A 25,573-nucleotide genomic window follows, 5' to 3' on the forward strand; every position below is an offset into this window, starting at 1 on the left:
CCTCAGCTGGTGATGTCCTTGGTGGCGAAACGTCGCCACGCGATCAACCCGAATACGGCCGCGTACGTGATGGCCGAGAACGATCCCACGACCATGTCGTTCCAGTCGATACTCGTTCCGAAGGCATCGATCCACGAATTGGCGTAGTGCCCGGGCAGGTAGTTGCGCAGTGATCCGAGTGCGGTGATCTGATCGAGAATCTGCATCAGGATCGACGTCATCACGGCACCGCCGACGGCCCCGAGCGGGGCGTCGGTGAGCACCGACAGCAGCATCGCCAGGCCGGCCACCCACAGCAGGTTGATGCCGATGTAGGCGACTGCGATCAGTAGCCGCACCAGTGAGGTTCCGTACGACAGCCCCTCGCCCAGTGGGGTGATGAGCGACTCTGCGCCGTACATCACGGTGCCGATCAACAGCGATACGCCGACCAGCACGACGATCGCTGCACTCGACAACGTGGCCGACACCAACGCCTTCTGCGTCAGCAATCGACTCCGAGGTACTGGGATGGCCAGGAGGTATCGCAGACTCGACCACGAGGCCTCGCTTGCCACCGAGTCGCCGAAGAACAGTGCCACCACGACGATCAGCAGGAATCCCACCGACATGAACAGAGCGAAGACCGTGAAGTTCATGCCTCCACGAGTACCGAGCTCGATCAGTCCACCGGCATCCGTGTCGGCACTCGAGCTGCCGACGGTGAAGGCGATCGCGAGAATCACCGGGAGCAGGGCTAGAAACCCGATGGCCAGCTGAGTGCGGCGACGTCCCAGTTGCCTGCGCAATTCGGTACGGAAGGGCAAGGTGCTGCCGCCGGTGTAACCGGCAGCGCGCCCGTCGGCGTGTGCGGTGCTCATGAGCGATCCTTGCTGGTGTCGGGCACTGGGGTGTCTCGGTGGACCAGGTCGAGGAACACATCCTCGAGGCGGGTCGATTGGGAGAAGCCGCGCACCGAGACGCCCGCGGTGACGAGTTCTCTGATGACGACGGCGGAGTCGGCGTCGGTCAGGTCGACGGTCACCGTTCCGTCGTCGACGATCACCGCGCCGTCGTGGCCGGAGGCGTCGAGCACCGACCGCGCGCGGGTGGCGTCGTCGACCCTGATCTCCGTTTGCCCGCCCGCTGCGGTCAGTTCGCGGACGGTGCCGGAACTGATCACCGATCCGCGATTCATGACGACCACATGGGTACAGGTCTGTTCGACCTCGGCGAGTAGATGGCTCGACACCAACACCGTCCGGCCGGTCTTCGCGTAGTTGATCAGCACGTCGCGCATCGTCCTGATCTGCGGTGGGTCGAGTCCGTTGGTCGGTTCGTCGAGAACCATCAGATCCGGCAGCCCCAGCATGGCTTGGGCGATGGCCAGCCGCTGCCGCATGCCCTGGCTGTACGACTTGACCTTGCGTTCGATCGCGGTGCCGAGGTCGGCGATCTCCAGTGCCACTTCCAGATGGGCGTCCTCGATCGGCCGCCCGGTGGCCTCCCAGTACAGCCGTAGATTCTGGGTTCCGGTCAGGTGGGGAAGGAATCCTGATCCCTCGACGAACGAGCCGAGTCTGGACAGCACCGGCGCGCCCGGCGTCACCTTGTGGCCGAAGACGCGGATGTCACCGCCGGTGGGAGTGATCAGGCCCATCAGCATCCGCAGGGTGGTGGTTTTTCCAGCACCGTTGGGCCCGAGGAGACCCAGAACCTGGCCCTGCTTCACCTCGAAGCTCACACCGTCGACCGCGCGGAATCCGTTGGAGTACGTCTTGGCCAGATCGGTGATCACCAGGGGAGTATCGATCAGACTCTCGTCCACTTCGGCGACCGCGCGGCGTCTGGTCCGAACGATTCCGGCCACGATCGCACCAGCGACCGCGAGCAGCACGACCCCGATGCCGATCAGCGGAGCCACCGGAACGGTGCTGTTGGAGCTCTCCTCTGCGGGGACGGTGGGCAACGCGATGGTGTTGTCGGTCATGGCCACGCTGAACTGTGCCGGTTCGAGCGGAACGGCGTAGGCCTGATCCGTGGTGGAGATACTCAGCTCGAGGCGATGACCCTGCTGGACGGTGTAGCTGATGCCGGGCAGTGCAACGGTGATATCGACGGGATCGATGCCCTCGGTATCGGGGAGGCGGATCGCCGAGACTGCGCCGCCGGGAAGCGTTCTCGTGCCGTTCGGAGCAACGTCGTACAGCTTCGCGAACAGAACCGCTTGACCTGGTGAGGCCAGTGATGCCACTCGTAGGTTCACTCGTGGGGCACCGGTGATCGTCACGGACGAATCGACGGGATCGCTGGTGAACGTTGCCGACTGGCCCGGCAGGTCCGCGGTCAGGGCCGCTCCGGCTCCGGTCGAGCCGAGAGTCGAGAGCACCGAGCCCAATCCGGGTACCGACGAGATCGCCGACGGCGACGCTCCGGGCGGACGGATGATCGACTGGTTCTCCGCTCTGGGAGTGAACGAAACGGATTCGGTTCGGGTGGCGTCGGAGTCCGCAGCCAGTCCCGGGTAGTCGGGAGCGGTCATCCGGCGGTTGCGGTCGCCGCCGCGCTCGTCGGCTGCCCGTTGAGTGGAGTACACGAACGGCTGGCTACCGGTGGCAGTGTCGTTGTCACGCAATGTCGTGTCGAAGAAGTCGGCGATGGCCCGATCGCTCGTGCCGTCCGTTCCGCCTGCGTCGTGGCCGCCGTCGAACCATCGCACGGTGACGTTCCCACCGGCTGCCGCGATCTGACGCGCCGTCGCATCGGCCTGATCCAGGCCGAACAGTGTGTCCTGGGTGCCCTGCACCAGCAGAGTCGGTGCGGTGATGTTCGACGCCACCGCGACGGGTGAGTGTGCGGTCAGCAGATCGAGGAGCTGTTGGCTGGGGATTCCTGTGACCGCGGATTGGGCGTAGGCGTCGCAGAACTCGGGTGAGAACCTGCCGCATGCAGACGCGCCGTCACCGGTCCCCGATGTTTCGGTCCCTGCATCACCGCCGTCATCGCCGTCGCCGGGCGGTGTGCTCGCTGCGCCCGCTCCGAAGAACACGCCGGCCCAGCCGCGCTTGAGCACGCCGGGTCCGCCGTACTCCGCCGCAGCGGGAGTGATCGTGTTGCCGAGGGCTTCTCGGCCCTCGGTCGAGGTAACGCCGTAGTTGGGGAACAGGGCCTGACCCAGGTCGTTCCAGGTGATCGCGGCGGCGATGGAATCGATGCGGGGGTCGGTGCCGCCTGCACTCAGTGCCAGCGCGCCGCCGTACGAGCCACCGGCAACTCCGATGTGAGGGTCGCCGGGAGCGTCGAGTTCCACCTCCGGTTGTTCGGCGAGCCAGTCGATGAGTCCGCGAGCGTCGGCGACTTCGCGATCGGGATCGTTGATCGAGATCGAACCCGTGCTGTCGCCGAACCCGCGTGCGCTGTAGGCGAGGACGGTGTACCCGCGAGCCGCGAGGTCACGTGCCTCACCGTCGACCGAGTCCTTGCTGCCGCCGAAGCCATGGGCGAGCAGCACCGTCGGTGCGGGTGTGACGGCGGGGGCATAGAGCCGTGCGTCGATGTCGACGGTGCCCGTCGAGCCGGGGCTGTCCGGTAGCGTGATGCGCGCATCACGCGTGGATGTGTCGGCGCTCGAATCCTGGGGGAGGACTACGAATGCGAGAGCGGCTACCGCCAGAACTGCAATCACTGCGGTGCCGACGGTCATGGCCCGTCTCGACAGTGGCGGGCGGGGAATCGGCATGCAAACCAATGTATGTGAGTGGCGCGGATCGTGTTGTTCCCCAAGTTCACGTGCCGATCGGCCGGTTGCGGCTAATGTCAGCGAATCAGTCCCCGGACCACGTCTTTCGGTCCTGTGACTTGCACCAATCGAGTTCGACCAGAAGTGTCACATCTGTGTGTGACCGACAAATGGAGGAATGAATGAGCGCCTACCGCACCGTCGTCGTCGGGACCGATGGCTCCGAATCGTCACTGCGGGCAGTGGAGAAGGCCGCGGCTCTGGCGGGAGACGCCGATGCCACCCTGGTGATCGCCTGCGCGTACTACCCGGCCGATCCCAAGGACACGTCCGCTGCCGCCGACGCATTGCGCGAGGACGCCTACCAGATCACCGGATCCGCACCGACGCGTGAGATTCTGCGCACTGCGCGCGAGCATGCCACCAAGGCCGGTGCGAAGAACATCGAGGAGAAGGCGATCGTCGGCGCTCCCGTCGAGTCGCTGCTGGCACTCGTCGACGAGGTGAAGGGCGATCTGCTCGTCGTCGGCAACCGCGGCCTGAACTCGTTGACCGGGCGCCTGTTGGGTTCGGTTCCGTCGGACGCCGCTCGCAAGTCCACCTGCGATGTCCTGATCGTGCACACCGTCCGCTGATTTCACCCCGCACACGCCTTACGGCCCGCTCCATCGAATCGACGGAGCGGGCCGTTGGTGTGTTCAGGTCTTCAGGCCTCCGGCTCGAACGGCTGCAGCGCAGAGAGTTCCTTCGGTAGTGCGTCGACGTGCACCACGCCCAGTCGCTGGGTGGCTCGGGTCAGTGCCACGTAGAGGTCGTTCATTCCCTTCGGCGACTCGGCCACGATGGCACTCGGCTCGACGATGAGAACCGAGTCGAACTCGAGCCCTTTCGCGTCCCTGACCGATGACACGGTCACCACGTCCGATGCGAGATGTCGGAAGTCGGAGACGCGACCGGCTGGAACGAGCACTGCGCTCAGTCCAGGTCGTGGGTGCTCTGCGACCCGCTTCTCCACTGCGGTGAACAGGTCCGCCTCCTGCACGTGTAGCGACCACGGTCTCACGCCGGTGCTGCGGATGGAACGGGGCTCGGACTGCTCGGGATCGATCGCGGCCAGCACGTCGTGCGCCACCACCATGATCTCCGACGGAGTCCGGTAGTTGACCGTCAGTTCGGTCCGCTTCCAGCGCTGTGCCACATACGGTTCGAGAACCGAGCTCCACGAAGACGTTCCGGCGGGATCGCCGGTCTGCGCAGTATCGCCCACCAGTGTCATCCACCGGTTCGGTATGCGTCGCATCACCATTCGCCACGCCATGGTCGAGAGTTCCTGAGCCTCGTCGACGATCACGTGCCCGTACGTCCAGGTCCGGTCGCCGGCTGCCCGTTCGGCGGTGGTGAGGCGTTGACCCGAATTCTGTCGCCGCGCAAGCTGATCGGCGTCGATCAAGTCGTACGCCATCAGGATTTCCGGATCGAGTTCGTCCTCGAGGTCCTGCGGTGCCGAACCGGTCAGGATGTCCAGTGCACCCTGGGCGTCGGCGATCTGGCCGCGCCACTGACGTTGTGCCTGCTCACGTTCGGCCGCATCGTCCACGCCGAGCAACTCGGCCAGCTCGTCGAGCAGGGGAGCGTCGGCAGCGGAGAAGCCCCGACCCCGACGGGTCAGCGAGTCGCGCTCTTCCGCATCCAGTTCCGGTGCGGCCGAGGCGATCTTCTCGGGCGACGCGAACAGGTCGTGGAGAACCTGTTGGGGAGAGAGATCCGGCCACAGCTCGTCGACAGCGGCCATCACGTCCTGGTCGTCGCGCATCTCGTCGCGCATGTCCGCGATGTCGTCGGCGCTGAGCAGGCTGGATCCGTCGACCAGGTTCTGGCCGAGCTTCGCTGCCAGTTGGTTGGCCAGTTGATCGATCACCGAGGACACGAACAGGGGACGAGCAAGGTTGTGCGGTCGCCGCGACGAGCGAGCGCGTCCGCGAGCTCGGGTGACGATCTTGCGGTCCAGCGTGATGTCGTAGGTGTCGAATTTCAGCCGCCTCGGCTGCGCGGGAACTTCCTGCCTGTCGCGTACTGCTCGGGTCAGCACGTCGACCATCGACAGTCTGCCCTTGACCTCGGTGGCCAGGGCCGAATCCTCTCGTTGCGCACGGACTCCCGGGTAGAGGTCACCGATCGTGGACAACAGGACGCCGGTCTCGCCGAGCGAGGGCAGCACCTGTCCGATGTAGTCGAGGAACGTCGCGTTGGGTCCGATGATGAGCACGCCGCTCTTACCCAGCTGCTGGCGGTAGGTGTAGAGCAGATACGCGGCGCGGTGCAGCGCGACGGCGGTCTTGCCGGTGCCCGGTCCGCCTTGAACGACCAGCACACTGCGATGCTGCGACCGGATGATCGCGTCCTGTTCGCTCTGGATCGTTTCCACGATGTCGTTCATCTGGCCGGTACGGGCAGCATCCAGTGCCGAGAGCAGCGCACCTTCGCTCGCGACGCCACCTGCCACGGCAGCATCGCTCGACGATCGGGCAGAGTTCAGGTCGAGGAATTCGTCGGCGATCGACGTCACGCGGCGGCCGCGGGTGCGAATGTGCCTGCGCCGCAACACGTTTTCCGGTGCAGCCGGCGTCGCAAGGTAGAACGGGCGGGCCATCGGTGCTCGCCAGTCCAACAGCAGCGTCTCGTAGTCGTTCTTGTCGTCGAGAATTCCGACACGGCCGATATAGCGCTCGGGCCGGTCGTCGACCTTGGGGTCGAGAGACTCCGGATCGAGGTCGATACGTCCGAAGCACAGTCCGTTCTCTGCGGCGTCGTACTTGGCGATGTCCTCGGTGTACATCTGGTTGAACGATTCGCGTTCGCTTCGGGCCTGCGGTGTTCCACCGGTCTCCAACAGCACGGCCCGCAATCGGTTCGCCGCGTATTCGCGCAGCGCGTCGAGCTGCGTGTACAGCCTCGTCAGATGCGCTTGCTCGAAGTCTTCTTCGATCGGCATGTCGGAGCCGCTCGATGTGTGGCCGTCGTCCGGCAAAGGGTCTCCTCGGGAGTTCGGCCGAGGCGAAGATATCGCCTCGAAATCAGCCAGAGCAGTCTACGCCGCACAACGGCCCCGCCGCAGAACCGCTGGTTCCGGGGCAGGGCCGCTGTGCACGAACGTGCGTTCGTTCTGTCGGCGAGGACTACTTGGCGTACTGCTGGATCTTCTTGTCCAGGTTCTTCTGAGCCTTGGCGACTCGCTTCTCGAGTTTGGCGCGAGCCTGCTCGGTGACCTTTTCGAGTTCCTTGCTCTGCTTCTCGGCGCGCTTGCGAGCGCGCTTGCCGAGTGTCTCCACCCGATCGGACGCCAGATCGGCCCACGTGACTCCGCGCTTCTGAGCTTCGTCGGCGAGGACGGAGCCCTTCTCGGCGGCCAGATCGGCGAGCTTGGATGCCCGCTTCTGCGCGACGTCGGCCAGTTCGACTCGACGATCAGCGGCAACGTCGACGAGCTTGGATCCGCGCTTCTGCGCGAGTTCGGCCAGGTCGGTTCCGCGATGCGCTGCCTTGTCTGCAAGCTTGGAACCGCGCTTCTGTGCTTCTTCGGCCAAGTCGCTGCCGCGGTCGGCGGCAAGGTCGGCCAGCTTGGAACCGCGCTTCTGGGCTTCCTCTGCCAGTTCGGAGCCCTTGTCGGCTGCGATATGAGCCCAACGGTTCAATGCCGGCTGAGCAACCTCGGCCAGTTCCGAGCCCTTCTCGGAAGCGATGTCGGCCAGCTTGGCCAACTTCGGCTGGGCTGCGTCGGCGAGCTTGGCCAGTTTCGGCTGGGCTGCGTCGGCGAGATCGGCGCTGCGGCTCGCGGCAATGGATGCGATTTCCTTGACCCGCTCGCCGGTGTCGTGGGTGGTGTGCCCGGGAAGCGCCGAGACGACGGTCTCCTGCGCGCGGCGTGCTGCCCGCTTGCTACGCCATGCCACGGACGGCTTGCCCTCGGTATCGACGGCCGCGATGAGCAGTCCGCCGAGGAGGCTCAGGTTCTTGAAGAAGTGGATCCGCTGCGCAGCCTTGGTCTCCGGATCGGTCTCGTTCCAGAAGGCGTGACCGGCCAGCGTCGTCGGAACGAGGCTTCCGGCCAGTGCGATCGATGCGATACGCGGTGCCTTGCCGGTCGCCAGGAGAATGCCGCCCGCAACCTGAATGCCGCCGTTGATACGAACCAGCGTCTCCGGGTCCTCGGGCACATTCGCGGTGACCTCGTTCGGCAGCGCGTCCTTGCCCTGCTCGATCAGCGGAGCGGCGACCTTCGCCTTGCCGCTGGGGTTACGGAGTGCGTCGACGCCCCCGGCGATGAAGATCGTTGACATCAACGGACGGGCGATACGGCGGACCAGCATTGACAGCCTCCTGCGTAGTTTCTCGTGTCATCGGCGTTAGGACATCGCACAGCGGTCGGGAAAACCTACCGGGGTGCGTCCTTTTGTCACACTATTCATACCCCGTGTTCGACGGTCTCAAGCGCGCCGATGGTCACCAGCCCCGTTCGCGCCATTCGGCCAGGTGAGGGCGCTCGGCACCGAGTGTGGTGTCCTTACCGTGGCCGGGGTAGACCACGGTGTCGTCGTCGAATCGGTCGAACAACTTTGCCGTCACGTCGTCGAGCAGCTGGGTGAAATCCTCGGGGCTTCCGGTTTTTCCGACGCCACCGGGGAAGAGTGAATCTCCGGTGAAGAGATGGGTGCGGGTGCCGTCGGTGTCGGTCAGCGCGAGTGCGATGGAACCGGGGGTGTGTCCGGTCAGGTGCACCACGTCGAACGTGAGCTCGCCCACCGTCACCGTGTCCCGATCGGCCAGCAGGCGGTCCGGAGCGACCGGCAGCGGCTCGGCATCGAGAGCGTGGGCGGCCGTGGGTGACTCCGTGCCACCGGCGATATCTGCCAGCGCCTGCCAGTGGTCGGCGTGCTGATGCGTCGTCACGATGAGCGAGAGCGTCGGTGCGTTCTCGTCGATGAGCAGCGAAATGCGTTCGGCCTCGTTCGCGGCGTCGATCAGCACCGAATGACCCGTTGCGGAACAGACGACCAAGTAGGTGTTGTTGTCCATGGGGCCGACCGACATCTTCGTGATCGTCGCGCCGGGAATCGTGCGCCGCTGCGGCTGCGAACCCTGAGAGACGACGCCGGTGTAGTTGTCGTCGATGACCATGAGGTGCTCGTCCATTTCGAGGACGCTACCGTCGGCGGCCCGACGAGGGGCGTCGGGGTCGTGCACGTGGAAAAGTGTGTCGGTGCCTGGATCTACCATTGCTACTGCGTGAGGTTCGTCCCTCACCAATACAGGTTTTCGACGTGGGGTCGACGGTTACACGACGTGTAATCGGTGCATCGGCACCACACGTCATCATGCGACTCGACAGTTGCGCAGTGCTGCATCGAGCAGCGCATCGACTGGACGTGCTCGTTCGGAAAGAAGGGAACACAGTGGCGGATCGCCTGATAGTGCGAGGTGCACGGGAGCACAATCTGCGGGGAGTCGACATCGACCTGCCTCGCGATGCGCTGATCGTGTTCACAGGTCTGTCCGGCTCGGGCAAGTCGTCCCTCGCCTTCGACACGATCTTCGCCGAAGGTCAGCGTCGCTACGTGGAGTCGCTGTCCGCCTACGCGCGGCAGTTCCTCGGCCAGATGGACAAGCCGGACGTCGATTTCATCGAGGGGCTCTCGCCTGCGGTCTCCATCGATCAGAAGTCGACCAACCGCAACCCGCGGTCGACCGTCGGCACCATCACCGAGGTCTACGACTACCTCCGGCTGCTGTACGCCCGCGCCGGCACGGCGCACTGCCCGGTGTGCGGTGAACAGATCGCGAAGCAGACGCCGCAGCAGATCGTCGATCAGGTACTGGACATGGAGGAAGGGCTGAAATTTCAGGTCCTCGCTCCGGTGGTCCGTACTCGCAAGGGTGAATTCGTCGACCTGTTCGACTCGCTCAACACGCAGGGCTACTCCCGTGTGCGCGTGGACGGCGTCGTGCATCAGCTCACCAGTCCTCCTGTTCTCAAGAAGCAGGAGAAGCACGACATCGAGGTCGTCGTCGACCGCCTGACCGTCAAATCCAGCTCGAAGCAGAGATTGACGGATTCGGTCGAAACGGCCCTTCGATTGGCGGACGGCATCGTCGTTCTGGACTTCGTCGACCGCGACGAGAACGCTGCGGACCGCGAGCGCCGATTCTCCGAGAAGCTCGCGTGCCCCAACGGTCACCCGTTGTCCATCGACGATCTCGAACCGCGGTCCTTCTCGTTCAACTCGCCGTACGGTGCCTGTCCCGACTGCGTCGGACTCGGTGTGCGCAAGGAGGTCGACCCGGAGCTGGTCGTGCCCGACGGCGATCTCAGCCTCGCCGACGGAGCCATCGCACCGTGGTCGATGGGCCAGACATCGGAGTACTTCGGCCGCCTGCTGTCCGGGCTCGCCGACGCCATGGGATTCGACCTGAACGCGCCGTGGAACAAGTTGCCCGCCAAGGTCAAGCGAGCGGTCCTCGAAGGCAGCGACCATCAGGTGCACGTGAAGTACAAGAACCGCTACGGCCGAACGCGCTCGTACTACGCCGAGTTCGAGGGTGTGATGCCGTTCTTGCACCGTCGTCTCGAGCAGACCGAGTCGGAGCAGATGAAGGAACGCTACGACGGGTACATGCGAGACGTACCGTGCCCCACCTGCAACGGAGCCAGGCTGCGGCCCGAGATCCTGTCGGTCACGATCGCAGCGGGCGATTTCGGGCCGAAGTCGATCGCCGAGGTGTGTGAGCTGTCGATCGCCGATACCGCGAACTTCCTGAACAGCCTCACTCTCGGTCGTCGCGAGGAGGCGATCGCGGGCCAGGTACTCAAGGAGGTGCAGGCGCGCCTCGGCTTCCTGCTCGACGTCGGCCTGGAATACCTGTCACTCGCTCGAACGGCCGGCTCACTGTCCGGCGGCGAGGCTCAACGAATACGGCTCGCCACCCAGATCGGATCGGGCCTCGTCGGCGTTCTCTATGTGCTCGACGAGCCCTCGATCGGTCTGCACCAGCGAGACAACCGTCGGTTGATCGACACACTGACCCGGCTCCGCGACCTCGGAAACACACTGATCGTCGTGGAGCACGACGAGGACACCATCCGCACCTCGGATTGGATCGTCGACATCGGTCCGTTGGCGGGTGAGCACGGCGGACGCGTCGTGCACAGCGGTTCGTACGAGGACCTACTGACCAACGAGGAATCGCTGACCGGTGCGTATCTGTCCGGGCGAATGGAGATTCCGCTGCCCGACACTCGTCGTGTTGTGGACAAGAAGCGTCAGGTCACCGTGGTCGGTGCCCGTGAGCACAATCTCCGTGGCATCGACGTCAGCTTCCCGCTCGGCGTGCTGACCTCGGTCACCGGGGTGTCGGGTTCGGGCAAGTCCACACTCGTCAACGACATCCTCGCGACGGTGATGGCGAACAAGCTCAACGGTGCCCGTCAGGTTCCCGGCAGGCACACGCGCATCAACGGCCTCGATCAGCTCGACAAACTCGTCCGGGTCGACCAGTCACCGATCGGACGCACGCCGCGCTCGAACGCGGCCACGTACACCGGTGTGTTCGACAAGATCCGCACGCTGTTCGCAGCTACCACCGAGGCCAAGGTGCGCGGCTATCAGCCCGGTCGATTCTCGTTCAACGTCAAGGGCGGCCGGTGCGAGGCATGTTCGGGAGACGGCACACTCAAGATCGAGATGAACTTCCTCCCGGACGTCTACGTTCCGTGCGAGGTGTGTGAGGGTGCGCGGTACAACCGCGAGACACTCGAAGTCCATTACAAGGGCAAGACCATCGCCGAGGTTCTGGACATGCCGATCGAGGAGGCAGCGGACTTCTTCGAGGCCATCACCTCGATTCACCGATACCTCAAGACGCTCGTCGAGGTCGGCCTCGGGTACGTGCGGCTCGGGCAACCGGCGACCACGTTGTCCGGTGGTGAGGCCCAGCGCGTCAAGTTGGCGGCTGAATTGCAGAAGCGGTCCACCGGTCGCACCGTCTACATTCTCGACGAGCCGACCACCGGCTTGCACTTCGAGGACATTCGGAAGCTGCTCGGCGTGGTGAACGGTTTGGTGGACAAGGGCAATACCGTGGTCGTCATCGAGCACAACCTCGATGTCATCAAGGTCTCCGACTGGGTGATCGACATGGGTCCCGAGGGCGGTTCCGGCGGCGGAATGGTTGTGGCGCAGGGTGATCCGGAGGCTGTCGCGGCTGTGCCGGAAAGCTACACGGGTAAGTTCCTGCAGGAAGCGCTCACTCGTGAGTCGATTGTCTCGCAACCGGTCAAAGCAGCCCCGAAGAAGCGCAAGCCGCGAAAGGTCGCCGCAGTCCGGTAGCGCCCGTGTACGCAGAACGCCGCATCCGGTAGTGCACCGGATGCGGCGTTCGTGTATTCGGGTCGTCGTCGCTTTCGCTCAGTGCACCGGACCGGTGTACTTCTCGCCGGGGCCCTTTCCTGGCTCGTCCGGGTGGGCCGATGCTTCCCGGAATGCGCGCTGCAGTGCTTGCAGTCCGTCGCGAATGGGTCCGGCATGGGGGCCGAGGTATTCGACCGAGGCGGTGACCAGGCCTGCCAGTGCGGTGATGACACGCCGTGCCTCGTCGAGGTCCAGGTACGGACTCTCTGCGGGATCCGGCTCGGAGAGCCCCAGCTTCTCGGCTGCGGAACTCATCAGCATGACCGCAGCGCGGCTGATGACCTCGACCGCGGGGACCTCGGCGAGTTCACGGACTTCGGGCTCGGTGCCGACTGGGTCGACACCCGCGGGATCGCCATCGGCGGAAGTGGGGGAGCTGGTCATGCCTACGAGAATCCCACGCCGCCTGCGGCGGGGAGAATCGGGTGCCGACGAGTTCGGGTGCGATCGGGCTCGATTGTGGGTTTGTCGAATCGGCTGGTAGTGTGACTCGACGACCGTCTTCGGCGTGCGCTCCTCGATGGAGTTCACCGCACGGAGGCAGCAAGTGGAGCCCGACTCCCACCGGCACGTAGCCTTCAACAAGCTATTTCCGGTCCGGTCGCACGACGGAGATCGTTACAGGTCTTCGATGTGCTTCCTCCCAGTGAGGAGACTGTACGACGCCAGTTGTCGTGCGGGTCGACCGGTCGACATCGGGCCCTGCTATCGGTTCACACCGAGAGCGGGGTTTTTTCTTTGTAGCGGTTCGCATCGCTGCGGGGAATGTCGAGGATCGACGGCAACGGGCTGTGCCAGTGGCAGGCGGTCGGGTTACACACCACACCGCACTACCTAGGAGGCCCCATCAGCACTGAGACCCGCATCAACGATCGCATCCGAGTTCCCGAGGTCCGGCTTGTCGGACCGGGCGGTGAACAGGTGGGGATCGTGCGTGTTGAAGATGCACTCCGCTTGGCTCTCGAAGCCGACCTCGATCTTGTCGAGGTAGCTCCCGACGCACGTCCGCCGGTCTGCAAGATCATGGACTACGGGAAGTTCAAGTACGAGGCTGCGCAGAAGGCGCGCGAATCGCGCAAGAACCAGACGCTGACCGTCATCAAGGAGCAGAAGCTTCGCCCCAAGATCGACGCGCACGACTACGAGACCAAGAAGCGCAACGTCGTTCGCTTCCTCGAAGCCGGCTCGAAGGTCAAGGTCACCATCATGTTCCGCGGTCGCGAGCAGTCGCGACCCGAACTCGGTTTCCGTCTGCTGCAGCGTTTGGGCGCGGACGTCGCGGAGCTCGGCTTCGTGGAGACCTCGGCCAAGCAGGACGGCCGCAACATGACGATGGTGTTGGCGCCGCACAAGGGTGCCAAGACTCGCGTCAAGGCACAGGAGAGTGCAGCGGCACCGCCCGCGCAACGCGCACCGGCTCCCGCGCCGGAACAGCCCGCCGATGCAGCCCCGGCTGCCGAGGCACCGGCCGCAGCAGCTCCGGCTACTCCGGCGCAGACCAACTGAGCTTCGTGCTCTACCAGTAAGACAGCCCTACAACTGCTTCGGTGCACAGGTTTTCCGTGGCGCTGTACGGCTGTGCCAAGCAACACCGAAGAGCTATTACAGAAGAAGAGGATTTCATGCCCAAGCAGAAGACCCACAGTGGTGCCAAGAAGCGATTCAAGGTGTCCGGCAGCGGCAAGATCCTGCGCCAGAAGGCCGGCCGTCGCCACCTGCTCGAGCACAAGCCCACCAAGGTGACTCGTCGCCTCGATGGTGTCGCCGTTGTCAAGAAGGCCGACGTGCCGCGGATCAAGCGCCTTCTCGGTATCTGATCCGGCCCGCCGCCGACTGATCTCGGTCGGCTTCATCCCTTACCATTCGGGGTTTACACACACCCCCAGATCGACAGGATTCACCAGTGGCACGCGTAAAAAGGGCCGTCAACGCCCAGAAGAAGCGCCGTTCGATTCTCGAAGCGTCCAAGGGCTACCGCGGACAGCGCTCACGTCTGTACACCAAGGCCAAGGAGCAGCAGCTCCACTCGCTCACCTACGCGTACCGGGACCGCCGCGCGCGCAAGGGTGATTTCCGCAAGCTGTGGATCACGCGAATCAACGCTGCAGCACGGGCCAACGACATCACGTACAACCGCTTCGTCCAGGGCCTGAAGGCCGCGGGCGTCGAGGTCGATCGCAAGATCCTCGCTGAGCTTGCTGTGTCGGATGCCGCGGCATTCGCAAGCCTGGTCGCCATCGCCAAGGCTGCACTGCCTGCCGATGTCAACGCTCCTGCCGGAGAAGCAGCCTGAGCGAGTCGCCGTACGACGATTCAACTCCGAAACGACCCGTGGATTCGCTGACCGAGCGAACACCGCGGGTCGTTTCGGCCGTCAAGCTCGCGCGCGCCGCCGAGCGCAAGAAGACCGGGCAGTTCCTCGCCGAGGGATTCAATGCGGTCTCCGAGGCCGCGAAGTCCGGGCTGGTCCGCGAGCTGTTCTTCACTCCGGATGCCTTCGATCGTCACCACACCCTCATTGCGTCCATCGAGGCCGGTGGCGCACGAGTCTTTCCGATCACCGACCGCGCCGCGAAGGCGCTGTCCGACACCGTCACCCCGCAAGGGCTCGTTGCGGTCACCGGACTGGTGGACGTCTCGCTCGAGCGTGCGTTGGCCGACAGTCCGCGTCTCGTGGCTGTGCCGGTCGAGGTCGCCGAGCCGGGCAATGCGGGGACGGTCATCCGCGTGGCAGACGCCGCCGGAGCGAATTCGGTTGTTTTGCTGGGTGATTCGGTGGATCCCCACAACGGCAAATGCGTCCGCGCGTCAGCGGGCAGTGTGTTCCATCTCCCGATCGCTCGGGAGCGTTCGATCCAATCCGGACTCGACGCGTTACGCAGCGCGGGGCTGTCGATCGTGGCGACGGCCGCCGACGGAGAGGTCGACCTGGACGACGCCGACGATCTACTCGAGCAACCGACGGCGTGGTTGTTCGGCAACGAGGCACACGGACTGCCCGAGTCGGTGGCTCGCGACGCCGATCACCGGATTCGGATCCCTATCCACGGTCGCGCCGAGAGCCTCAATTTGGCAACGGCCGCTGCGATCTGCCTGTATGCGAGCGCCCGCGCACAGCGACGCTCCGGAACCTCGTGAGCGCCTTCGCCTAGGATCGATACCTGTCTGCCCGCGCAGGAGTGAAGCCTGCGCAACGACCCATCGTGGCAGACACCGACTATTACTCGAGGAGTGCAGCTGTCGTGGCGAAGAAAGATGTCGGACCCGAGCCGGTAGATCCGAGCGTGCTCGAGGAGTCAGCGCTCGGATCCGCAGTGGACTCGGCGGAGCAGGCGTTCGCCGACGCAACGAATCTCGACGCCTTGACCAAGGTCAAGATCGACCACGTGGGCGGCAAGGCTCCGTTGGCGCTGGCGCAGCGCGCACTCGGAGCGATACCGGGTGAGCAGAAGGCCGACGCGGGTAAACGCGTCAAGGCAGCGCGCGATCGAGTTCAGAAGGCCTTCGACGAGCGACGTGCGCTTCTCTCGGCCGAGCGGGATGCGGCAATCCTGGTGGCCGAGACCATCGACGTGACGCTGCCGACCGGCCGGGCTCCGGTCGGGGCTCGGCATCCCATCACGATCATTTCCGAACAGGTAGCCGACGTGTTCGTGGCAATGGGCTGGGAGGTCGAGGAAGGCCCCGAGGTCGAGACCGAACACTTCAATTTCGACGCGCTCAACTTCCTGCCCGACCACCCGGCACGCACGATGCAGGACACGTTCCACATCGCGCCCGAGGGATCGCGACAGGTGTTGCGCACTCATACCTCACCGGTGCAGGTGCGGTCGATGCTCTCGCGTGAACGTCCGATCTACGTGGTCTGCCCGGGGCGAACGTTCCGTACGGACGAACTAGACACGACGCACACTCCGGTCTTTCATCAGGTCGAGGGTCTCGCCATCGACAAGGGTCTGACCATGGCGCACCTGCGCGGAACACTGGATGCGTTCGCCAAAGCGTTGTTCGGCAACGACACCCGCACTCGGATGCGACCCAACTACTTCCCGTTCACCGAACCGTCCGCCGAGGTCGATGTGTGGTTCCCCAAGAAGAAGGGCGGAGCCGGCTGGGTCGAGTGGGGTGGCTGCGGGATGGTCAACCCGAAGGTGTTGCAGGCCAGCGGCATCGACCCTGAGGTCTACACCGGATTCGCATTCGGAATGGGCCTCGAACGCACGCTTCAGTTCCGCAACGACATCCCGGACATGCGTGACATCGTCGAAGGCGACATCAGATTCACGCTGCCATTCGGTGTTCGGGCCTGACGCCGCTTCACACCCGCCCCACTTCTTCTCGGATACAAGAAAGAGCTGAGCACACGTGCGAGTCCCACAATCCTGGCTGACCGAGGTCCTGCACGCGGGGACTCCCGACTGGGCTGTCTCGCCCGAGGAGCTCGACGCCGGTTTCGTGCGGGTCGGTTTCGAGGTCGAAGAACTCGAATCGCTGGACAACGTGACCGGACCACTGGTGGTGGGCCGGGTGAGCTCGATCGAGGAACTGACCGAGTTCAAGAAGCCGATTCGATTCTGTCTGGTGGATGTCGGGGCCGACGAGCCACAGGAAATCGTCTGTGGTGCACGAAATTTTGCCGAAGGTGACCTGATCGTCGCCGCTCTGCCGGGCAGTGTTCTGCCCGGCGGATTCGCCATCGCATCGCGCAAAACGTACGGCCGCAATTCCAACGGCATGATCTGCTCGACGCTCGAGCTCGGACTCGGCCGAGATCACTCCGGCATTCTGGTGCTGCCTGCAGACACGGCCGCACCAGGTGACGACGCCAAAGAGGTTCTGGGGCTGAAGGACTCGGTCATCGAGCTGAACGTGACCCCGGATCGCGGGTACGCCTTCTCGGTCCGCGGCCTCGCCCGTGAGCTGGCGTGCAGCTTCGACTTGCCCTATGTGGACCCTGCACGGACGGTGCCCACCGAGGTCACCGGTGAGGCATGGTCGGTTACCGTCGAATCGAACTCGGGCGCATCACGATTCGCGTTGCGCAAGATCGTCGGCATCGATCCCACGGCGACCACTCCGTGGTGGATGCAGCGTCGACTCCTCCTGGCCGGCGTGCGCCCGATCTCGGCTGCTGTCGACGTCACCAACTATGTGCTCCACGAGCTCGGCCAGCCGCTGCACGCGTTCGATGCGGCCAAGCTGAACGGCGATCTCGTCGTCCGCCGTGCGAATGCGGGGGAGAAGCTGACGACACTGGACGGAGTCGAGCGGTCTCTCGATCCTGAGGACGTCGTCATCGCCGACGGGTCGGGAGCCGTTTCGTTGGCCGGCGTCATGGGCGGAGCGTCCACCGAAGTGGACGACGCGACCACCGAGGTCGTACTCGAAGCAGCGTCGTTCGATCCGCTCGCGGTATTCCGAACCGGCCGCCGCCACAAGCTGTCCAGTGAGGCGAGTAAGCGTTTCGAGCGAACCGTCGACTCTGCTCTTCCGGTCGCCGCGCTCGATCGTGCGGCACAGTTGCTGGTCGAGATCGCCGGTGGCCGGATCGAGCCGGTGTTGACCGACATCGGCGGGGCCGCCGAGTACCCGGCAGTCACCATGGACTTCGATCTACCCGACCGAATCGCCGGCGTGCAGTACCCCAATGGAACCGCTGCCCGACGGTTGACGCAGATCGGCTGCAGAGTCGACGTGTCGGTCGACGATGCCGGGCACGGTCAACTGACCGTGACGCCGCCGTCGTGGCGCCCGGACCTGGTGCAACGTGCCGACCTGGTGGAAGAGGTGTTGCGACTCGAGGGGCTGGAGAAGATCCCGTCGGTGCTGCCGTCGGCCCCCGGCGGTCGCGGCCTCACCGCTGAGCAGAAGCGCAGACGAGCGGTCGGCAAGGCGCTCGCATTCTCCGGATACGTCGAGGTGTTGCCTCCGGTGTTCCTGCCCAAGGGCGTCTTCGATACGTGGGGCCTGGACAAGAGCGATCCACGCCGCTCCACCACCTCGGTGCTCAACCCGCTCGAGGCCGATCGTCCCGAACTCGCGACCACGGTGCTTCCCGGTTTGCTCGAGATGCTGAGCCGAAACATCGCCCGCGGTCAGCGTGACGTGTCGCTGTTCGGAATCGCCCAGGTGGTGCTTCGGCACGATGCCACTGCTGCGGTGGATGCGCTACCGGTGGATCGTCGTCCCACCGACGACCAGATCGCCATGCTTCGGGGGTCGTTGCCTGCGCAGCCGGTACATGTGGGCGTGGTGCTCACCGGCCAGCGTGAGCTGTCGGGGCCGTGGGGCCCCGGCCGCGCCGCCGAAGCAGCTGACGCCTTCGCTGCGGTACGCACAGTGGCCGAGGCCGCCGGTGTTCACGTCGATCTTCGTGCTGCCCAACATCTTCCGTGGCATCCCGGCCGGTGTGCCGAGGTATTGCTCGACGGCGAGGTCGTGGGATATGCGGGCGAGCTGCACCCCGCGGTCCTCGAGCGGGCAGGTTTGCCGCCGCGTACCTGTGCCGTGGAGCTGAGCCTGAGCGCTCTGCCTGTTGTCGAATCGCTTCCGGCCCCCGAGGTGTCGCCGTATCCGGCGGTGCTCCAGGACGTGGCCGTCGTGGTCGATGCCTCCGTGCCCGCGGCGTCCGTCGAGGCGGCGCTCACGATCGGCGGCGGCGATCTGCTCGAATCGATCCGGTTGTTCGACGTCTACGAGGGTGAGCAAGTCGGCGAAGGTCGCAAGTCTCTGGCGTTCGCGCTGCGGTTCCGCGGAACCGACGGCACGTTGACCGAGGATCAGGCCACTGCTGCGCGCGATGCTGCGGTCGAAGCTGCAGCCAAAGCCGTCGGAGCCGAGCTGCGTAGCTGATCTGTCGGCGGCCGGACCGTCGGTTCCGTAGCGTGGAGTCACGAACGCCCACGGTGACGGGAGCAACGAATGAGTGAATCCGGAGCAGACGGCACGGCGTCCGATCTGCAGGTTGTGGACGACGTCCTCGCGGCGGTGGCCGGTCGGCCGCGGCTGGCCCCGCTGGCGGCTGCGGCGGCCGCATTGGCCGCCGAGTTGGGCACCGTCGAGCCCGAACCCACTGGACCCGATCGCGGTGCGCCACCGGGAACAGTGCCCGATGTCGACGTTCCACAGGTCACGAGACCTCGGATCGATCAGCCGCTGGGAGATCCGCCGCCCGGGGCTCCTCTGGGCGGGACGGTGCCGGGCATCATCGACGCGGAATTGGTCGACGATATGCCCGTCGGCGCAGGGGGTGGATACATGGGCGACGCCGGCAGCGGCGTGATCGGCGACTTCACCGAATCCGGGGTGCCCACCTGGGACGGTGTACGCGACAAAGTGGACCACCGCTCGGGTACGGCCGTCGGAGCGGAAGAGCTGGACCGGGAGTCCCGGGCCGGTCGAGATCTGGACACGCAGTGGAACGAGCGTCAAGAAGCCGGCCGCAAGAAGCTCGACGAAATCCGTAAGTCCATGGGCGGAAGCTGACACACCGGACCCGTTCATGAATGAGCTTGCATGATGCTGCATAATAAACCGCATGACTATTTCGGAGGCCATGCCGAAGCGCATTGCGGTAGCGGGCGCAAGTGGGTACGCCGGCGGTGAAATTCTTCGGCTTCTGCTCGGACACCCGGCGGTGCGCGACGGTTCGCTGGTCATCGGTTCGCTGACGGCCGGCGGCAATACCGGCTCCACGCTCGGAGAGTTCCATCCGCATCTGTTGCCGCTGGCCGATCGAGTTCTCGGTCCGACTACCGCCGAGGAGCTGGCCGGCCACGATGTCGTGTTCCTCGGGCTCCCGCACGGCAAGTCCGCCGAGCTTGCACTCCAGCTGCCCGATTCGGTGGTGATCATCGATTGTGGTGCCGACTTCCGCCTCACCGACGGTGCCGCCTGGGAGAAGTACTACAAGAGTCCGCATGCAGGCAGCTGGCCGTACGGGTTGCCGGAGCTGCCGGGCCTCCGAGAGCGGTTGGTCGGTGCGACCCGCATCGCGGTTCCCGGGTGCTATCCGACGGTGTCTTCTCTCGCGCTCGCGCCGGCCGTCGCTGCCGGCATCATCGAGCCGCGGGTCAATATCGTTGCAGTGAGCGGTACATCGGGTGCCGGTCGAGCTCCCAAGGCAGACCTGCTGGGCTCGGAGGTGATGGGTTCGGTTCGGGCGTACGCAGTGGCGGGTGCCCACCGACACACGCCGGAGATCGTGCAGAATCTGTCGGCCGTTGCCGGGAGCCCGGTCGCGGTGTCGTTCACGCCGGTTCTCGCGCCGATGCCCCGCGGAATTCTGGCCACCTGTACCGCAATCACCACTGCCACTGCGGAGCAGGCGGTCGAGGTGTACGAAAAGGCTTACGCTGCAGAACCGTTCGTGCACTTGCTTCCTGCCGGCCGCCTTCCGCAGACCGGTTCGGTGATCGGGTCGAACGCCGTACAGATGAGCGTGTCGGTCGATGCCGACGCAGGCCTCCTCGTCGTCATCGCGGCCATCGACAACTTGGCCAAGGGAACGGCGGGAGCAGCCGTTCAATCCATGAATCTTGCACTGGGAATCACCGAGACCGATGGTCTCTCTACCGTAGGAGTAGCGCCATGAGCAGCGTTCGGAGCGAGGCGGAGGCCACCGGCACGGTTGCGGGAAAGCTGGTCCGCACACAAGGTGTCACCTCGCCTGCCGGGTTCCGTGCGGCCGGAATTCCCGCCGGTATCAAGGTTAGTGGCAGGTCGGATCTGGCCCTGGTGTTCAACGAAGGACCCGATTTCGCGGCAGCGGGTGTGTTCACCCGCAACAAGGTCAAAGCCGCTCCGGTGTTGTGGTCCCAGCAGGTGCTGTCCACCGGCCGACTGCGTGCGGTGATTCTCAACTCCGGTGGTGCCAACGCCTGCACGGGTGCGCCCGGGTTCCAGGATGCGCATCGTACGGCCGAGGAAGTAGCCTCCGCTCTGAGCAATTGGGGTTCGGAGACCGGAGCGATCGAGGTTGCCGTGTGCTCGACGGGCCTGATCGGCGATCGGCTGCCGATGGACAAGCTGCTGCCCGGTGTGAACGAGGTGGTGCACGACCTCGCAGGCGGAATTTCGGGTGGTACCGATGCGGCATACGCGATCATGACCACGGACACCGTGCCGAAGCAGGCGGCGATCCATCACGCCGACAAGTGGAACGTCGGCGGTATGGCCAAAGGTGCAGGCATGCTGGCACCCTCGCTGGCCACGATGCTCAGCGTCATCACCACCGATGCCGTCGCCACCGCGGAACAGCTCGACAAGGCCCTGCGTGCGGCCACTCGGCTGTCCTACGATCGGCTCGATGTCGACGGCGCGTCCTCGACCAACGACACCGTGCTCCTGCTGTCGTCCGGGGCCAGTGGAGTGGCACCGTCTCAGGACGACCTCGACGCCGCGGTCCTGGCGGTATGCGACGACTTGGCCGATCAGATGATGGCCGACGCGGAGGGCGTGACCAAGCGAGTGAAGATCACCGTGTCGGGTGCGATGTCGGAGGACGAGGCCCTGATCGGCGCACGGACCGTCGCCAGGGACAGCTTGACCAAGACGGCACTGTTCGGTTCGGACCCGAACTGGGGACGGGTGCTCGCTGCGATCGGTATCGCGCCGATCGAACTCGATCCCGACCGAATTGCTGTGTCGTTCAACGGCAATCCCGTATGCATCGACGGCGTCGGCGCGCCGGGCGCTCGTGAGGTCGACCTGTCCGGTGTCGATATCGCCGTGACCATAGACCTCGGTCTCGGTGCCGGTTCGGCCACCATTCGAACCACCGACCTTTCGCACGCGTACGTCGAAGAGAATTCGGCGTATTCGTCATGACCTCGGCAGCCCCCCAGTTGACGGCCGCGCAGAAAGCGTTCACTCTCGCCGAGGCTTTGCCCTGGTTGCAACGATTCTCGGGTAAGACCGTCGTGGTGAAGTACGGCGGAAACGCCATGATCGACGACGATCTGAAACGGGCGTTCGCCGCCGACATGGTGTTCCTGCGTACCGTCGGAATCCATCCCGTCGTCGTACACGGTGGTGGACCGCAGATTTCGGCGATGCTCACCCGGCTCGGGTTGGCGGGCGAGTTCCGCGGCGGATTCCGCGTCACGACGCCCGAGGTCATGGACGTCGTGCGCATGGTGCTGTTCGGGCAGGTCGGCCGGGAACTCGTCGGCTTGATCAACAGTCACGGGCCGTATGCCGTCGGCATCTCCGGCGAGGACGCGCACCTGTTCACCGCGACCCGGCGAACCGTGCTCGTCGACGGCGAACAGACCGACATCGGTCTGGTGGGCGACGTCACCTCGGTGGACCCGAAGGCGATCTTCGATCTCATTGCGGCCGGGCGGATTCCGGTGGTGTCCACCATCGCTCCCGACCGCAACGGCGTCGTGCACAACATCAACGCCGACACCGCCGCCGCCGCACTGGCGAGTGCCATCGGTGCCGAAAAGCTGGTCGTGCTCACCGACGTCGAGGGTCTGTACACCGCCTGGCCGGATCGCACCTCGTTGACCTCCGAAATCGATGCGTCCGCGCTCGATGCGTTGCTGCCCTCGCTCGACGCCGGGATGGTGCCGAAGATGGAAGCGTGCCTGCGCGCCGTCCGAGCAGGTGTGCCCACCGCACATGTCATCGACGGGCGTGTCGAACATTCGGTTCTGGTGGAACTGTTCACCGGCCAGGGGATCGGCACCATGGTCACCCCCGATCACTCTTCGACGTCAGGAGTAATGCCATGACCGGCACGGAGTCCACGCTCGATCTTCAACAGCGGTGGTCGAATTCGCTGATGGACAACTACGGTGTGCCGCGCGTGGCGCTCGTGCGTGGTGACGGTGCAGTGGTGACCGACGCCGACGGAAAGCAGTACCTCGACCTGCTCGCCGGGATCGCCGTGAACATCCTCGGCCATGCCCATCCGGCGGTGATCGAGGCGGTCAACACGCAGCTGTCCACCTTGGGACACACCTCGAATCTGTATGCGACAGAACCCGGCATCGCGTTGGCCGAGCAACTGCTCGCTCACCTCGGCGCCGGGGCCACCGGGCGAGTGTTCCTGTGCAACTCGGGAACCGAGGCCAACGAGGCAGCGTTCAAGATCGCTCGCCTGACCGGTCGTCCCAACATCGTGGCAGCCGAGAAGTCCTTTCACGGGCGGACGATGGGAGCTCTTGCGCTCACCGGACAACCCGACAAGCGGACTCCGTTCGAGCCGATGCCCGCAGGCGTGCAGCACGTGCCGTACGGCGATGTGGCCGCACTCGAAGCCGTCGTCGATTCCGATACCGCGGCGGTGTTTCTCGAACCCATCATGGGTGAGGGCGGTGTGGTGGTGCCGCCCGAGGGATACCTCCTCGCTGCGCGTGAGATCACCGCGAAACACGGTGCACTGCTGGTGCTCGACGAGGTGCAGACCGGAATCGGTCGAACGGGGTGGTTCTACGCACATCAGTCGGTCGGCATCGTGCCCGACGTGATCACGCTCGCGAAGGGCCTGGGCGGTGGCCTTCCCATCGGTGCATGCATCGGTATCGGAGCGGCGGGGGAACTGCTGCATCCGGGTAAGCACGGCACCACGTTCGGTGGCAACCCGGTGTGTGCCGCTGCGGCGCTTGCGGTGTTGCGCACCATCGCCGACGAGGATCTCCTCTCTCACGCGGACAGCATCGGCAAGACCATCGCTCACTCCATCGAGGCACTCGAACACCCTCTCGTCAGCCATGTTCGGGGATCGGGGCTCCTCCTGGGAGTTGTGCTCACCGCTGCGATCGCACCGGCGGCCGAGGCGGCCGCGCGAGATGCAGGCTTTCTTCTCAATGCGGCGCAGCCCGATGTGTTGAGACTCGCACCACCACTGATCATCACCGAAGAGCAAGCCGCGTCGTTCGTGACGGCACTACCGGCAATTCTCGACGCAGCACAGGAGGCTCATCAGCCATGACCGTTCAGCACTTTCTCCGGGACGACGACGTCACCCCACAGCAGCAGGCCGAGATCCTCGCTCTGGCCGCCGAACTCAAGCGTGCGCCGTTCTCGAAGCGCCCGCTCGAGGGGCCGAAGGGAATCGGCGTCATCTTCGAGAAGAACTCCACCCGGACTCGCTTCTCCTTCGAACTGGGCATCGCGCAACTGGGCGGGCATGCCGTCGTGGTCACCGGAAGCGATACGCAACTCGGTCGCGAAGAGACGTTGCAGGACACCGGCCGGGTGCTCTCGCGCTACGTCGAGGCCGTCGTGTGGCGCACCTTCGGGCAGAAGCGGCTCGAACAGATGGCCACCGGCGCAACGATTCCGATCGTCAACGCCCTGTCGAACGAATTCCACCCGTGCCAGGTACTCGCCGATCTGCAGACCTTGATCGAGCGCAAGGGGAACCTGAAGGGGCGCACGTTGGCATATTTCGGTGACGGTGCCAACAACATGGCGCACTCGCTGCTCATCGGCGGAGTGACGGCAGGGCTGAACGTCAGGATTGCCGCGCCCAAGGATTTTGCGCCGCTCGGATACGTTCTCGACGCCGCCCATGCGCGCGCCGAGGAAACCGGGGCCACGATCACCATCACCGAGGATCCGGCCGAGGCGGCTGCCGGCGCTGATGCCCTGGTCACCGACACCTGGACGTCGATGGGCCAGGAGAACGACGGTCTTGATCGAGTCGCCCCTTTCCGGCCGTATCGAATCGACTCCGATCTCCTGTCCAAGGCCCAGTCCGACGCTGTTGTGCTGCACTGCCTCCCCGCCCATCGGGGCGAGGAGATCACCGACGAGGTGCTCGACGGTCCACAGAGCGTGGTGTGGGACGAGGCGGAGAACCGTCTGCACGCGCAGAAGGCACTGCTGGTCTGGCTCCTCGAACAGGCCCAGCGACCATGAGCGAGGACGTCAGTGCGGTGCCGTTGACCGCGTCGACCCGGGCGGGCAGGCAGGCGCGAATCATTGCGCTGCTGGCCACGCATCAGGTACGCAGTCAACCGCAGCTGGCGTCGTTGCTCGCAGCCGAGGGGATAGATACCACCCAGGCCACGCTCTCGCGAGATCTCGAGGAATTGGGTGCGGTGAAACTGCGCGCCCCGGACGGCGGAGTGGGCGTGTACGTCGTGCCGGAGGACGGCAGCCCGGTCCGCGGAGTGTCCGGTGGCACCGACCGCCTCCTGAAGTTGCTGGGGGAGTTGTTGGTGTCCACCGATCACAGCGGGAACCAGGCAGTGCTCCGAACGCCACCCGGCGCGGCGCACTATCTGGCCAGCGCTCTGGATCGTGCAGCGATGCCCGAGATCGTCGGGACCATTGCAGGAGACGACACGATTCTGTTGATAGCCCGCGAGCCACACACCGGTGGCGAGGTCGCGGACAAGATCGAAAAGCTTGCTCGACGCGGTAACTGAGATCCGGT

Annotated in this window: 21 protein-coding genes; 15 read left to right on the forward strand and 6 right to left on the reverse strand. The window is 65.1% G+C overall.

From position 1 onward, the window contains the following. Nucleotides 1-2: 2 nt before the first annotated feature. Together O4220_RS25485 and O4220_RS25490 are read right to left on the reverse strand one after the other, a co-directional pair. Nucleotides 3-860, reverse strand: coding sequence for an ABC transporter permease (locus tag O4220_RS25485; protein WP_269608339.1), 858 nt, complete (start codon nucleotides 858-860; stop codon nucleotides 3-5). Further along, a complete protein-coding gene (locus O4220_RS25490; protein ID WP_269608340.1) occupies nucleotides 857-3,718 on the reverse strand; it encodes an alpha/beta fold hydrolase in 2,862 nt (953 codons plus the stop codon). Before O4220_RS25490 ends, O4220_RS25485 begins: the two co-directional genes overlap by 4 nt. 182 nt (nucleotides 3,719-3,900) lie before the next feature. Here O4220_RS25490 and O4220_RS25495 point away from each other — a divergent pair, with 182 nt between their 5' ends. Next, complete coding sequence (locus tag O4220_RS25495) at nucleotides 3,901-4,353, forward strand: universal stress protein (RefSeq protein WP_032378962.1); 453 nt, start codon at nucleotides 3,901-3,903, stop codon at nucleotides 4,351-4,353. Nucleotides 4,354-4,424: 71 nt separating this feature from the next. Here O4220_RS25495 and O4220_RS25500 read toward each other — a convergent pair whose 3' ends face one another. The 3 genes from O4220_RS25500 to O4220_RS25510 all read right to left on the reverse strand — a co-directional run bounded on the left by O4220_RS25500 (nucleotide 4,425) and on the right by O4220_RS25510 (nucleotide 8,908). Beyond that, the gene (locus tag O4220_RS25500) at nucleotides 4,425-6,710 is read right to left on the reverse strand and encodes a HelD family protein (protein ID WP_269608341.1); all 2,286 of its coding nucleotides are present in this window, start codon (nucleotides 6,708-6,710) and stop codon (nucleotides 4,425-4,427) included. A gap of 184 nt (nucleotides 6,711-6,894) precedes the next feature. Next, nucleotides 6,895-8,085, reverse strand: coding sequence for a DoxX family protein (locus O4220_RS25505; protein WP_269608343.1), 1,191 nt, complete (start codon nucleotides 8,083-8,085; stop codon nucleotides 6,895-6,897). Nucleotides 8,086-8,218: 133 nt separating this feature from the next. Then, nucleotides 8,219-8,908 (reverse strand): MBL fold metallo-hydrolase, encoded by a 690-nt coding sequence (locus O4220_RS25510; protein WP_269608365.1) that lies wholly within the window; start codon nucleotides 8,906-8,908, stop codon nucleotides 8,219-8,221. A gap of 260 nt (nucleotides 8,909-9,168) precedes the next feature. Here O4220_RS25510 and uvrA point away from each other — a divergent pair, with 260 nt between their 5' ends. Beyond that, complete coding sequence (gene uvrA / locus O4220_RS25515) at nucleotides 9,169-12,099, forward strand: excinuclease ABC subunit UvrA (protein ID WP_269608367.1); 2,931 nt, start codon at nucleotides 9,169-9,171, stop codon at nucleotides 12,097-12,099. Nucleotides 12,100-12,177: 78 nt separating this feature from the next. Here uvrA and O4220_RS25520 read toward each other — a convergent pair whose 3' ends face one another. Continuing rightward, nucleotides 12,178-12,564 (reverse strand): DUF1844 domain-containing protein, encoded by a 387-nt coding sequence (locus O4220_RS25520; protein ID WP_269608344.1) that lies wholly within the window; start codon nucleotides 12,562-12,564, stop codon nucleotides 12,178-12,180. A 381-nt stretch (nucleotides 12,565-12,945) separates the two neighbouring features. On the opposite strand from O4220_RS25520, the gene infC reads away from it, so the two are divergent. From infC to O4220_RS25585, 13 genes are all read left to right on the forward strand, one after another. Beyond that, on the forward strand, nucleotides 12,946-13,686 hold the full coding sequence (gene infC / locus O4220_RS25525; RefSeq protein ID WP_052058412.1) for a translation initiation factor IF-3: 741 nt from the start codon (nucleotides 12,946-12,948) through the stop codon (nucleotides 13,684-13,686). A 116-nt stretch (nucleotides 13,687-13,802) separates the two neighbouring features. Continuing rightward, nucleotides 13,803-13,997: a 50S ribosomal protein L35 gene (gene rpmI / locus O4220_RS25530; RefSeq protein WP_008715923.1), complete on the forward strand. Its 195-nt coding sequence runs from the start codon at nucleotides 13,803-13,805 to the stop codon at nucleotides 13,995-13,997. Between the two features lie 86 nt (nucleotides 13,998-14,083). Further along, nucleotides 14,084-14,473, forward strand: coding sequence for a 50S ribosomal protein L20 (gene rplT / locus O4220_RS25535; protein ID WP_032378959.1), 390 nt, complete (start codon nucleotides 14,084-14,086; stop codon nucleotides 14,471-14,473). A 38-nt stretch (nucleotides 14,474-14,511) separates the two neighbouring features. Further along, nucleotides 14,512-15,318 carry a TrmH family RNA methyltransferase gene (locus tag O4220_RS25540; protein WP_269608345.1) on the forward strand — a complete coding sequence of 269 codons (807 nt, stop codon included), beginning with the start codon at nucleotides 14,512-14,514 and terminating at the stop codon, nucleotides 15,316-15,318. Nucleotides 15,319-15,422: 104 nt separating this feature from the next. Next, a complete protein-coding gene (gene pheS / locus O4220_RS25545; RefSeq protein WP_269608346.1) occupies nucleotides 15,423-16,490 on the forward strand; it encodes a phenylalanine--tRNA ligase subunit alpha in 1,068 nt (355 codons plus the stop codon). Nucleotides 16,491-16,545: 55 nt separating this feature from the next. Beyond that, nucleotides 16,546-19,032: a phenylalanine--tRNA ligase subunit beta gene (gene pheT, locus O4220_RS25550; RefSeq protein WP_269608347.1), complete on the forward strand. Its 2,487-nt coding sequence runs from the start codon at nucleotides 16,546-16,548 to the stop codon at nucleotides 19,030-19,032. A 69-nt stretch (nucleotides 19,033-19,101) separates the two neighbouring features. After that, the gene (locus tag O4220_RS25555) at nucleotides 19,102-19,665 is read left to right on the forward strand and encodes a hypothetical protein (protein WP_269608348.1); all 564 of its coding nucleotides are present in this window, start codon (nucleotides 19,102-19,104) and stop codon (nucleotides 19,663-19,665) included. Between the two features lie 52 nt (nucleotides 19,666-19,717). Next, on the forward strand, nucleotides 19,718-20,773 hold the full coding sequence (gene argC / locus O4220_RS25560; RefSeq protein WP_269608349.1) for an N-acetyl-gamma-glutamyl-phosphate reductase: 1,056 nt from the start codon (nucleotides 19,718-19,720) through the stop codon (nucleotides 20,771-20,773). Continuing rightward, a complete protein-coding gene (argJ, locus tag O4220_RS25565) occupies nucleotides 20,770-22,008 on the forward strand; it encodes a bifunctional glutamate N-acetyltransferase/amino-acid acetyltransferase ArgJ (RefSeq protein ID WP_269608350.1) in 1,239 nt (412 codons plus the stop codon). Before argC ends, argJ begins: the two co-directional genes overlap by 4 nt. Further along, nucleotides 22,005-22,919 carry an acetylglutamate kinase gene (gene argB / locus O4220_RS25570; protein ID WP_269608351.1) on the forward strand — a complete coding sequence of 305 codons (915 nt, stop codon included), beginning with the start codon at nucleotides 22,005-22,007 and terminating at the stop codon, nucleotides 22,917-22,919. Before argJ ends, argB begins: the two co-directional genes overlap by 4 nt. Continuing rightward, nucleotides 22,916-24,121 carry an acetylornithine transaminase gene (locus tag O4220_RS25575; protein WP_032378952.1) on the forward strand — a complete coding sequence of 402 codons (1,206 nt, stop codon included), beginning with the start codon at nucleotides 22,916-22,918 and terminating at the stop codon, nucleotides 24,119-24,121. Before argB ends, O4220_RS25575 begins: the two co-directional genes overlap by 4 nt. Beyond that, nucleotides 24,118-25,053 (forward strand): ornithine carbamoyltransferase, encoded by a 936-nt coding sequence (gene argF, locus O4220_RS25580; protein ID WP_269608352.1) that lies wholly within the window; start codon nucleotides 24,118-24,120, stop codon nucleotides 25,051-25,053. The genes O4220_RS25575 and argF overlap by 4 nt, the downstream gene beginning before the upstream one ends. Further along, nucleotides 25,050-25,565, forward strand: coding sequence for an arginine repressor (locus tag O4220_RS25585; protein ID WP_420030467.1), 516 nt, complete (start codon nucleotides 25,050-25,052; stop codon nucleotides 25,563-25,565). Before argF ends, O4220_RS25585 begins: the two co-directional genes overlap by 4 nt. Nucleotides 25,566-25,573: the final 8 nt, after the last annotated feature.

It is taken from the genome of Rhodococcus ruber, assembly GCF_027270735.1.
Classification (GTDB): domain Bacteria; phylum Actinomycetota; class Actinomycetes; order Mycobacteriales; family Mycobacteriaceae; genus Rhodococcoides; species Rhodococcoides rubrum_A.

Excerpts from the sequence above, each read along its gene's own strand:
- O4220_RS25485 (WP_269608339.1), bottom strand. The coding sequence starts at position 860 with ATGAGCACCGCACACGCCGACGGGCGCGCTGCCGGTTACACCGGCGGC.
- O4220_RS25490 (WP_269608340.1), bottom strand. The coding sequence starts at position 3,718 with ATGCCGATTCCCCGCCCGCCACTGTCGAGACGGGCCATGACCGTCGGC.
- O4220_RS25495 (WP_032378962.1), top strand. The coding sequence starts at position 3,901 with ATGAGCGCCTACCGCACCGTCGTCGTCGGGACCGATGGCTCCGAATCG.
- O4220_RS25500 (WP_269608341.1), bottom strand. The coding sequence starts at position 6,710 with ATGCCGATCGAAGAAGACTTCGAGCAAGCGCATCTGACGAGGCTGTAC.
- O4220_RS25505 (WP_269608343.1), bottom strand. The coding sequence starts at position 8,085 with ATGCTGGTCCGCCGTATCGCCCGTCCGTTGATGTCAACGATCTTCATC.
- O4220_RS25510 (WP_269608365.1), bottom strand. The coding sequence starts at position 8,908 with ATGGACGAGCACCTCATGGTCATCGACGACAACTACACCGGCGTCGTC.
- O4220_RS25520 (WP_269608344.1), bottom strand. The coding sequence starts at position 12,564 with ATGACCAGCTCCCCCACTTCCGCCGATGGCGATCCCGCGGGTGTCGAC.
- infC (WP_052058412.1), top strand. The coding sequence starts at position 12,946 with ATGTCGAGGATCGACGGCAACGGGCTGTGCCAGTGGCAGGCGGTCGGG.
- rpmI (WP_008715923.1), top strand. The coding sequence starts at position 13,803 with ATGCCCAAGCAGAAGACCCACAGTGGTGCCAAGAAGCGATTCAAGGTG.
- O4220_RS25555 (WP_269608348.1), top strand. The coding sequence starts at position 19,102 with ATGAGTGAATCCGGAGCAGACGGCACGGCGTCCGATCTGCAGGTTGTG.
- argC (WP_269608349.1), top strand. The coding sequence starts at position 19,718 with ATGACTATTTCGGAGGCCATGCCGAAGCGCATTGCGGTAGCGGGCGCA.
- argJ (WP_269608350.1), top strand. The coding sequence starts at position 20,770 with ATGAGCAGCGTTCGGAGCGAGGCGGAGGCCACCGGCACGGTTGCGGGA.
- argB (WP_269608351.1), top strand. The coding sequence starts at position 22,005 with ATGACCTCGGCAGCCCCCCAGTTGACGGCCGCGCAGAAAGCGTTCACT.
- O4220_RS25575 (WP_032378952.1), top strand. The coding sequence starts at position 22,916 with ATGACCGGCACGGAGTCCACGCTCGATCTTCAACAGCGGTGGTCGAAT.
- argF (WP_269608352.1), top strand. The coding sequence starts at position 24,118 with ATGACCGTTCAGCACTTTCTCCGGGACGACGACGTCACCCCACAGCAG.
- O4220_RS25585 (WP_420030467.1), top strand. The coding sequence starts at position 25,050 with ATGAGCGAGGACGTCAGTGCGGTGCCGTTGACCGCGTCGACCCGGGCG.